General features: G+C 61.5%; 9 protein-coding genes. 6 read left to right on the forward strand and 3 right to left on the reverse strand.

Annotated features, from left to right (window positions below):
- Positions 1–103 precede the first annotated feature (103 nt).
- Positions 104–2,515, reverse strand: coding sequence for a DEAD/DEAH box helicase (locus tag NW857_RS00590; RefSeq protein ID WP_414348896.1), 2,412 nt, complete (start codon positions 2,513–2,515; stop codon positions 104–106).
- Between the two features lie 171 nt (positions 2,516–2,686).
- On the opposite strand from NW857_RS00590, the gene NW857_RS00595 reads away from it, so the two are divergent.
- From NW857_RS00595 to NW857_RS00605, 3 genes are read left to right on the forward strand one after another with little or no spacing between them, the layout of a single operon-like run.
- Positions 2,687–3,322, forward strand: coding sequence for an anthranilate synthase component II (locus tag NW857_RS00595; RefSeq protein ID WP_414332645.1), 636 nt, complete (start codon positions 2,687–2,689; stop codon positions 3,320–3,322).
- Positions 3,319–4,092 (forward strand): MBL fold metallo-hydrolase, encoded by a 774-nt coding sequence (locus NW857_RS00600; RefSeq protein WP_414367697.1) that lies wholly within the window; start codon positions 3,319–3,321, stop codon positions 4,090–4,092. Before NW857_RS00595 ends, NW857_RS00600 begins: the two co-directional genes overlap by 4 nt.
- A 4-nt stretch (positions 4,093–4,096) precedes the next feature.
- Positions 4,097–4,645, forward strand: a complete 549-nt coding sequence (locus tag NW857_RS00605; RefSeq protein WP_414348883.1) for an ankyrin repeat domain-containing protein — start codon at positions 4,097–4,099, stop codon at positions 4,643–4,645.
- Between the two features lie 142 nt (positions 4,646–4,787).
- Here NW857_RS00605 and NW857_RS00610 read toward each other — a convergent pair whose 3' ends face one another.
- The gene (locus NW857_RS00610; protein ID WP_414367698.1) at positions 4,788–5,783 is read right to left on the reverse strand and encodes a deoxyhypusine synthase family protein; all 996 of its coding nucleotides are present in this window, start codon (positions 5,781–5,783) and stop codon (positions 4,788–4,790) included.
- 109 nt (positions 5,784–5,892) lie between these two features.
- Between NW857_RS00610 and bioB the strand changes: the two genes are divergently transcribed.
- The 3 genes from bioB to NW857_RS00625 all read left to right on the forward strand — a co-directional run bounded on the left by bioB (position 5,893) and on the right by NW857_RS00625 (position 9,443).
- On the forward strand, positions 5,893–6,825 hold the full coding sequence (gene bioB / locus NW857_RS00615; RefSeq protein ID WP_414367713.1) for a biotin synthase BioB: 933 nt from the start codon (positions 5,893–5,895) through the stop codon (positions 6,823–6,825).
- A 158-nt stretch (positions 6,826–6,983) separates the two neighbouring features.
- Positions 6,984–9,059, forward strand: coding sequence for an ATP-binding protein (locus tag NW857_RS00620; protein ID WP_414367700.1), 2,076 nt, complete (start codon positions 6,984–6,986; stop codon positions 9,057–9,059).
- An 87-nt stretch (positions 9,060–9,146) separates the two neighbouring features.
- On the forward strand, positions 9,147–9,443 hold the full coding sequence (locus tag NW857_RS00625) for a 2TM domain-containing protein (protein WP_414332633.1): 297 nt from the start codon (positions 9,147–9,149) through the stop codon (positions 9,441–9,443).
- Positions 9,444–9,452: 9 nt separating this feature from the next.
- On the opposite strand, the gene NW857_RS00630 is transcribed toward NW857_RS00625, so the two are convergent.
- Positions 9,453–9,803: CBS domain-containing protein (locus NW857_RS00630; protein ID WP_414367702.1), on the reverse strand; the 351-nt coding region annotated here is incomplete at its 5' end.

Genomic DNA, 9,803 nt, shown 5'->3' on the forward strand with positions numbered 1-9,803 from the left:
GATTACACTGGGGTTGGTCAAAAGGTTAGCAGCTAGGCTTTCTGCAAACAGTGGCATAGCTACACTTGTGTCCCTGAAAAAGAGAAAGTCAGTAATTCTAGTTCTAGATCAGCTCGCTGACCGGGAAGCGATCCAGCATCTTTTGGGCTTCGCGGGCATTTTCCCGCAACTCTGACGGCAGATGGGGGACATAGGGGATCTGAGAAAGCAAATCCAACGTGCGACGGATCAGGCGCACCAAGTCGCCGGCATCCAGGTTGGTACTGGCCTCTAAGGTTTTCCAAGGAGTCCCTTGCGCCCAGTGTTCCACGATCCCGGCCAAGCTGGGCTCAAACCCAATCGGCACATGAAACACCTGGTGTTGCCGCTGGCTGCGGAACAGTTGCCGCCGCAGGCCCCGTAACCCATGCAACACATCCTCCACCAGCCCCGAGGTGCGCAGCCGGCTGTAGGTACCTGAACGGGGAGGCTCTGAAACCAAGGCAGCCACAACTCCGGCCAGATGATGAGGAGCACAGCCTTGACATTCCCCAGAGAGCAGAGCCAGCGCCAGCCAGAGCTCGTTATCCCCTCGCAGAGCGGCCACCACCTCTCCGCTGGCGGTAGGTTGATACTCCCGCAGACAGTCGAACTCCTGCAACACCCCCACCAAGGCCATAAATTGCTGCCAGCGCAACTCCTGCACCGAATCGCTTTGCCGCTCCAGATGCTCAAGGCGCTTGAGCAAGCGCTGCCGTTTTTCTCGTAGGCCCAGCAGTTTTTTCCCCACTTGGTGGGCGGGATTCTCTCGGATTTGAGCTTCCAGGGCGCGGATCTTTTCCTCTTGGGCTTGGATGTGGGGAAAAGCCAACAGGCGCAGGGTGGGATCCGGCTCGGCTTCTCGCTGTTTGAGTAGGTAGCGCAAGATGCGCCGTTCTTCCCGCCGCTGCGCCTGCATTTTCTCATAGCGGGCGATATCTTCAGCAGAAATATCTCCCAGGAGGCGGTCGATCTCTTCCAGCTCGGCGCGCGTCTGCTGCAGTTCTTGTTGTTCGGGCAGCTTTTGCAGCGAGAGCAAATACTGGCCAAAGCTGCGGTTAATGAGATCCCGCGCCGCTTCCAAAGAGTGCTTTTGCAGCAGGTTCAGCACCATGCCATAGGTGGGGGTAAACTGGCTCACCAAGGGATCCGCCCCCGCCGTGGCCAGCCGCGCCGCCTCTTGCGCCCCTTCAAAAGGCGATTGCAAGGTCACCACATGCCCGATCACATCTTTGCCCCGTCGCCCGGCCCGGCCCGACATTTGCATAAACTCAGAGGCGGTCAAGAGGCGGTGGCCGTTATCGGTGCGCTTGGAAAGAGAAGAGATGACCGTGGTGCGGGCGGGCATGTTGATCCCGGCGGCCAAGGTCTCGGTGGCGAAGACCAGCTTCACCAATCCCTGCTGAAACAGGTGCTCCACCAAGCCCTTCCAGGCGGGCAACATGCCGGCATGGTGGGCGGCAATACCCCGGTAGAGGGCATCCAGTTGATCCCGACGCACAGCTTCCGGCGTTTCCCGGCAAAAGCAGTCGATCTGCTCGGCCAACTGCTGCCGTTCTGCCTCGCTGGCGATTAAGTCCAAGTTCCCCACACCGGCCACCGCCAGGTCGCAACCTTTGCGGCTGAAAATGAAATAGATGGCCGGCAACATATCTCGCTGGCGCAAGTTTTCCACCACCTGCACCATATCTGGCACCCCCCCATAGGAGGACTGGCCGGACTTGGAGGGTTTGCTTTTTAGGCGGCGATTGCGAACCCACTGGCCCGACTCCGTTTGCTCCAGCAGGGGGAACAGTCCTTTGCGATTGGCAAAGTGAAATTGCAGCGGCACCGGGCGATGGCTGGAGTCGATCAGGCGGGTGGGACCATGCACCTGGTTCATCCAGTCGGCGAGCTGGTCGCTGTTGGCCAGGGTGGCCGAAAGGGCGATGAGCTGGATTGTGGGGGGGCAATAGATGATCGCTTCTTCCCAGACGGTGCCCCGCTGCTGGTCGTTCATGTAGTGGCATTCGTCCAGGATCACCGCCTGCACATCCCGCAAGGGATCCCGGTTCAGGGCCTCCGCATCCTCCCAAGGTTCCATCTCACTGGCGTAGGCCCCTCTCTGAACCGCCAGAGAGAGCGGCGTGCCGTAGAGCATGTTGCGGAAGATCTCGGTGGTCATCACCAAGATCGGCGCCTCCCGGTTGATGGAGATGTCGCCGGTGAGGAGGCCAACCCGCTCCGGGCCGAATTGCTGGCCGAAATCGCGAAACTTTTGGTTGGAAAGAGCCTTCAGAGGGGTTGTATAAAAAGCCCGCTTGCCCTGGGACAAGGCCCGATAGATAGCATATTCTCCGATCAGGGTCTTGCCGGATCCAGTGGGAGCACAGACCACCACCGATTCCCCTGCCGCCAGAACCTGAATGGCCCGGATCTGAAATTCGTCCAGCTCGAAGGGGAAAAGCTGCCGCAACTCGTCCAGCAAATCGGTTGCCGGGGAGAGAAGCGCATTCATGGGATCCAAGAAGTCGGCATTGACATCTGGAAAGCCAGCCAACTCGCTGCTGCTTATGTGTTATACCTTCCAGAATACAAGCTTCCTCAGGGTATTGGCTCTAAATGCCGAGCCGAGGGTTAGCAGCCTCCTGGGCAATGATAAAATGGGGTCTCGTCGCCGGATGCTATCGTGCTGGTCGTTATTGACAACTACGACAGCTTTACCTATAACCTGGTGCAATACCTGGGGGAACTGGGGGCGCAGGTGCGGGTTTTTCGCAATGACCAGCTCTCGGTTGCCGAGCTGTGCCAGCTACAGCCAGAGGGGGTGGTCATTTCCCCCGGGCCGGGACGGCCAGAGGATGCTGGCATCTCGCTGGAGCTGATTCGGGAGCTGGGGCCAAGGCTGCCCATTCTGGGCGTCTGCCTGGGCCACCAGTGCATCGGCCAGGTCTACGGTGGCCAGATCGTGCGCGCCTCTGAGTTGATGCACGGCAAAACTTCCCTGATTTACCACCAAGGGGTGGGGGTGTTTGAGGGGCTAAGCCGGCCTTTTGCGGCAACTCGCTACCACAGCTTGGTCATTGAGCCCTCCACCTGTCCTGAAGAGCTGGAGGTGACGGCTCAAACGGACAGTGGGATCATCATGGGGGTGCGCCACCGCCGCTATCCTCACGTTCAGGGGGTGCAGTTTCACCCAGAAAGCATCTTGACCCTGGAGGGCAAGCGCCTGTTGGGCAACTTCCTGCGCCTGGCTCAGCTCCATGTCTCGGGATCGTCCCAGCCAGCGGCTGCCGCCGTCGCGTCAGGGATCCCGTGCCCATGAAGCGTCGCCAGCTTTTGCAAGCCAGCGCCAGCCTGGTGGGATCCCTCGCCGTAGGGGGTCAATGGGCGGTTGCCCAAACGGCCCCTTTCCCAGGGGGATCCCTGGAGTTCACCTCCCAGAGCCTGCAACTGACCTGGCTGCACCACAGTTGCGTTTTGTTCGAGGGGGAGGGCAAGCGCTTTCTGGTCAACCCCTTTCGGCCTGGGGGCTGTACAGCCGGCTACCCTGCTCCCAGCGTTAATGCCGATCTGGTGCTGCTCAGCAGCCGCCTTCTCGACGAAGGGGCCCTGGACGTCGTGCCCGGCAACCCCAGGGTGTTGTTTCAGCCCGGGGACTACGTCATCGATGGGATCCGCGTGCAGGGGGTGCGCATGCCGCGGGGCCCCCGCTTTGGCCTCAACGTGGGCTGGCGCTGGCGCATGGCCGGGATCGACATTGTCCATTTGGGGGGGGCCCTGCAGCCCATTGGCCGGGAACAGTCCATCCTGCTGGCTCGCCCTGACCTCTTGCTGGTGCCGGTGGGGGGTGGGCCGAAAAACTACGATCCCGCCGGGGCCAAGGCAGCCATCGAAGTGCTGCAGCCCAAGTTGGTCATCCCGACTATGTATCGCACCGCCGCCGAGGCGTCCCAATGCGAGCTGCAACCTTTAGAAGCGTTTTTGCGCCTATTTTCCGCCGCTGCCGCGCAACCTGCCCTCAGCAACCCGTTGCTGCTTTCGGCCCAGGCCCTGCCCAGCCAAGGGATTGCCATCCTGTTCTTTGAGGAGTAGGGCCATGGAGCGTAGGTGGTGGGCTGTGGGTGCCGGGCTGGGATCCCTGCTGCTGGGAGGGCTGGGGGTCTACGGGTACTCCCTGCCAGAAGATCCTCAAGTCCTGGCCACCGCCAACCCGCTGCGGCTGCAACTGGCTCTCTGGCTGGGGAAAGACGCCAATGTCGTCGAGGAGCGGGGCAAGACGGCTCTGTTCTTCGTCGAAAGCGGCCTCAACACCCGCCTTTTGCTGGCCGCTGGGGCGGATCCCAACCGGTTAGATCGCGGCGGAGCCAGCCCCCTGCACCAAGCTGCCCGCCTGGGCAATCCTGAAGTGACCAAGGCTTTGCTCGAGGGAGGTGCCGAAGTGAACGCCCGCTTCGGGGCCGGCGGCCTGCCCCTGCATTTTGCCGCTTGGTCGGGCAACCCCGCGGTGGTGCGGCTGCTGCTGGAGCATGGCTCCGAGATTGACGAGCCGGACGGCTACGGCCTTACCCCCCTGCGCATTGCCCAGGACATGAGGCGCTGGGAAGCTGCGATTCTGCTCTCCCAATGGCCCCGCCCCGAACCATAAGGACAATCGCTGACCCTCAGCAACCCCTCTCTCCTTGTGTTGGGAGTGGGGGGCGAAATGTCTTCATCCCGTTTGAAACAGCTGTACCTTCCCCTGGCTGCCGCTCCAGGGACGACCGAGCGGGAGGTGCCCTGAGACGGCCCTACCACCCCAGCACCCAGGCGAAGATCAAAGGCGCCACGATGGTGGCATCCGACTCGATGACGAACTTAGGTGTGTCAACCCCCAGCTTGCCCCAGGTGATCTTCTCGTTGGGGACTGCCCCCGAGTAGGAGCCGTAGCTGGTGGTGGAGTCGCTGATCTGGCAGAAATAGCCCCACAGGGGGATCCCTTTGCGGCCCAGGTCTTGGTGCAGCATGGGCACCACACAGATGGGGAAATCGCCGGCAATGCCGCCGCCAATCTGGAAGAAGCCGATGGAGCACTCTGCCGAGGTGCGCGTGTACCAGTCCGCCAGGTGGATCATGTACTCAATGCCCGTGCGGACGGTATGGACATGGCGGATCTCACCGGTAATGCAGTGGGCAGCGTACATGTTGCCGGTGGTGGAGTCCTCCCAGCCCGGCACGTAGATGGGCAAGTTGGCCTCCATGGCCGCGTAAACCCAGGAATCCCGCGGATTGATCTGGTAGTAGGGCTCCAGCCTGCCGCTGCGCAGGATGCGGTAGATGAACTCGTGGGGGAAGTGGCGTTCCCCGGCCCGGTCGGCAGCCATCCACTCTTCCAGCAGAGCTTTTTCCAGGCGCCGCATCGCCTCTTCTTCGGGAATGCAGGTGTCGGTTACCCGGTTCAGGTGCCGCTCCAGCAGCTCCTGCTCCTGCTGCGGGCTGAGGTCGCGGTAGTTGGGCACCCGCTCGTAGAAGTCGTGGGCGATGAGGTTGAAGATGTCTTCCTCCAGGTTGGCGCCGGTGCAGGAGATGGCGTGCACCTTGTCCTGGCGGATCATCTCGGCCAGGGAGAGCCCCAGCTCCGCCGTACTCATGGCGCCGGCCAAGGTCACCATCATCTTGCCGCCTTTTTCCAGGTGAGCAGAGTAGCCCTTGGCGGCATCCACCAGGGCGGCGGCGTTGAAGTGGCGAAAGTGATGCTCAACAAATTGGCTGATAGGGCCTTTGGCCACTGCTTCTGCGGTTATCATTGTTGAGTTTCTAAGCGAGACGGGTTCGCCTTCTCAAAGCACAGATTTCACATCCTAACCAAACCTAAGAGCGCTGGCAAGCTTTTAGGGAGTTTTGGACATTGCCGGCATGGCCATTGCTCTGGAGTACGTTCGCGAAATCTACCACCGGCCGCTGCTGCAGTTGGTGTTCGAGGCGCAGGCGGTGCACCGACAGCACCACCCTCCCAACCGGGTTCAACTCTGCGCCCTTGTCAACATCAAGTCGGGCTGCTGCCCGGAAGACTGCGCCTATTGCCCCCAAAGCGCCCGCTACTCGACAGGGATCGAGACCTACCCCTTGATCTCCCTGGATTCGCTGCGCGAGCAGGCCATGGCTGCTCAAAAAGCCGGTGCCACCCGGCTATGTATGGGCGCTGCTTGGCGGTCAGCCCCGGAAGGGGAGGTGTTTGAGCGGGTGCTGGAGATGGTGCGCACGGTGCGCGAGCTGGGGATGGAAGCCTGTGTCACTTTGGGGATGGTGTCGGCTGCTCAGGCGCAGCAGTTGGCGACGGCAGGGCTGACGGCCTACAACCACAATCTGGACACCTCGCCGGAGTTCTACCCCCGCATCATCACGACGCGCACCTACCAGGATCGCCTGGAGACTCTGGCCCATGTGGGGGCAGCCGGCCTGCAGATCTGCTGTGGCGGCATTGTCGGCCTTGGGGAGACCGACGAAGACCGCATCGCCCTGCTGCACGTTTTGGCCAACCTGACGCCGCCGCCCACTTCGGTACCCATCAACGCGCTGGTGCCGGTGGCTGGCACGCCCCTGGGCCAGCTTCCCCCTCCCGATCCGCTGCTGCTGGTGCGCACCATCGCCACGGCTCGGCTGCTGCTGCCCAGAGCCCAGATCCGGCTCTCGGCAGGGCGGAAAAACCTGTCCGAGAGCGACCAGGCGCTGTGCTTCTCGGCAGGCGCCAATTCCATCTTCACCGGCGAAAAGTTGTTGACCACGCCTAACCCAGGCTCGGCCGCCGATGCGGCTTTGCTCGAGAAGCTAGGCCTGCAACCCCTCTAGAAGCATTTCCTTTTGCGCCTTTAGGATCCCTAGTTGGATCTAGGCGTGTCCCTTCTGTTGTAACAATCTTTTCAGAAAATCTAACCCTTTCTTAACCCTGTCGGCAGCCATGTCAGAATGGTGGCGACAGTGTTCTCCAGGGTTGTTACGTCGGGTTCATGTCTCCTGTCAGCACTGCCGAGCCCCTTGCCGAAGTCCAATCCCCTGAGGCGGCTGCTTCTTCTCCTCCAGAGCTCTCGCTTGGGGAGACTGCGGAGCCGACAAGGGGAGGGGGCTTTTGGGGATCCCTGCGGCGCTGGTGGGCGCGCTGGAAACAAAAGCTGCGCCTGGAGACCCAGTTGCTCTTTGTGGCCACGCTGGTGGTCTCGCTGGTGGTGAGCAGCTTCACCTTCTGGGCCGTCAGCACCGTGCAGCAGAATGCCCGCTTTAACGAGGCCCGCTTTGGCCGGGATCTGGGATTGCTATTGGCAGCCAATGTCGCCCCCCTGATCGCAGAAGATCGCATCGGCGAAGTGGTCCAACTGTCGCGGCAATATTTTGAGAGCACCAGCAGCATTCGCTATTTGCTCTACGCCGACCCGGAGGGGAACATCTACTACGGGATCCCGTTTTCCAACCAGGAGGTGAAAACCTCCCTCAGCCTTACCCGCCGCATGCAACTGCCGGACAACCGCCCGCCTGCCGAGGGCCAGCCGCTGGTGCGCACCCACCTCACCCCTGCCGGGCGGGTGACGGACATTTTTGTCGGCATCTATCATCAGGGCCGCTTTTTGGGCACCCTTGGCCTCGGCATCAACCCCAACCCCGCCCTTGTGCGCTCCACGCAACTGGCGCGGGAGGTCTCGATTGGGGTGTTTTTGGCAGTGTGGGTTCTGGCCATCCTGGGATCCGTGGTCAACGCCCTCACCATCACCTATCCCATCAAAGAACTGGTCAAGGGCGTCCAGGAGATCACCAAGGGCAACTTCAAGCAGCGCATCGACCTGCCCTTTGGGGGAGAGCTGGCCCAGCTCATCGACAGCTTTAACGAGATGGCGGAGCGGCTGCAGAGCTACGAAGAGCAGAACATCGAAGAACTGGCCGCCGCCAAAGCCAAGTTGGAGACGTTGGTTTTCTCTATCGTCGATGCCGCCATTTTGCTGGATGCCGAGTTTCGGGTGCTGCTGCTCAACCCGGCGGCCTCTCGCATGTTCGGCTGGGAAGGGGATCCCGTCTTGGGCAAGCCCTTGCCGGAGCTGTTGCCGGAGGATCTACGGCAGCAGTTGGCCCGCCCCCTGATGCAAATTGCCCGCGGGGATCAAGAGGCAGAGGAAATTCGCGTCAACCTCAGCGGCCCCATCAAGCGCGTCGTTCGCATCCTGCTGTCGCCGGTATCCGACCCGCGGCGGCAAAACCTCAAGGGGATTGTAATGACGGTGCAGGACATTACCCGCGAGGTGGAGCTCAACGAGGCTAAGGCCCAGTTCATCAGCAACATCAGCCACGAGCTGCGTACCCCCCTCTTTAGTATTAAGTCTTTTATCGAGACCCTCTACGAGTACGGCGAGCAGATGTCGCCAGAGGAGCGGCTGGACTATCTGGAAATTGCCAACCGCGAAACCGATCGCCTCACCCGCTTGGTCAACGATGTGTTGGATTTGTCGCGTCTGGAGTCGGGCAAGCAGTACCACTTCGAGGCCGTCGATATCGCGGCGGTGATCGAGCAAACCTTGCGCACCCACCACCTGCAAGCCCGCGACAAAGGGATCCAGTTGCGCAAGTTTGTCGATCCGGATCTGCCCCTGGTGTGGGGCAACTACGATCTGCTGCTGCAGGTGATGACCAATCTTTTGGGCAACGCTCTCAAGTTCACGCCGTCGGGAGGTCTGGTGACGGTGCATGCCCACCTGGTGGTACAGGCGGATGGATCCCCGCAGGCGGTGCGGGTGGCGGTGGCCGATACGGGCATCGGCATCGCGCCCGAGGATCAAGAGCGGATCTTCGACCGCTTTTTCCGCGTCGAGAACCGCGTCCACACTTTGGAGGGCACCGGCCTGGGCCTGGCCATTGTGCGCAACATTCTGGAGAAGCACTACACCCGCGTCTGCCTGGAAAGCAAGCTGGAACAGGGATCCACCTTCTGGTTCGACCTGCACCTATACACCGAAAATGGGCCGCTGGAGTTTGCCGCCCAGCCCGGCGAAGCGGATCCCCCCAGTTGCCGCTGGCGGGAGCATCCCCAGCAAACCTCTTAAGGAGCAAAAAGCCCGTACGGCTGCAGGGATCCCTTGTGGTGGCTGTTCTACACTGGAGAAGGTTTTGAGTTGTGAGGGGTTGCTGCCATGCCGCCTCGCTGGCCCCGGAAGCCCTCCCGTCGGGATCCCGAGTTTCGCAAGCTGGATGACCGCTACACCTACGCGGCCCACCTGGCCGTTTTTCTCTGCAGCGCGTCGGGACTGGTGTTTTTCCAGCAGTTGTACCGGGCGGATTGGCCGTGGCTGGTGCCGCTGCTGGGCTGGTGGGGCCTAGGCCTGGGGATCCACAGCTTCTCGATCTTTTTTGTGGCCCGCTACCCTGCCGATCCAGGTTTTGTGGAGCTCCCCCCCGAAGCCAACGAAGACTCTGTAGAAGCCGGCTAGCGGCCTCCCTCAAGGGGAGCCAGGGGAGGAGGGGCGCTGTCGTCGTTGTCGCTGCAGCAGCAGGGGGGAGAGATCGCTTTCGTCGTAGATATCTCCCACCAGCTCTTCCAAAATGTCCTCCAGCGTGATCAGGCCGGTGGTGCCGCCAAACTCATCCACCACGATCCCCAGGTGTTGGCGGGAGCGCAGCATCTCTTTGAGTAACAGGCTGACGCGCTTGGTATCGGGCACAAAAAAAGGCGGGGACATGGCCTTGGTCACCTCGGCATTGCCCTTTTGCTCCAGGTGGCGCAGGGCCTGCTTGAGGTGGATGACGCCGACGATCTCGTCCTTAGATTCCCCCTGCACAGGGATGCGGGA

The sequence above is a fragment of the Synechococcus sp. H55.9 genome, assembly GCF_047462355.1.
Taxonomy (GTDB): Bacteria; Cyanobacteriota; Cyanobacteriia; order Thermostichales; family Thermostichaceae; genus Thermostichus.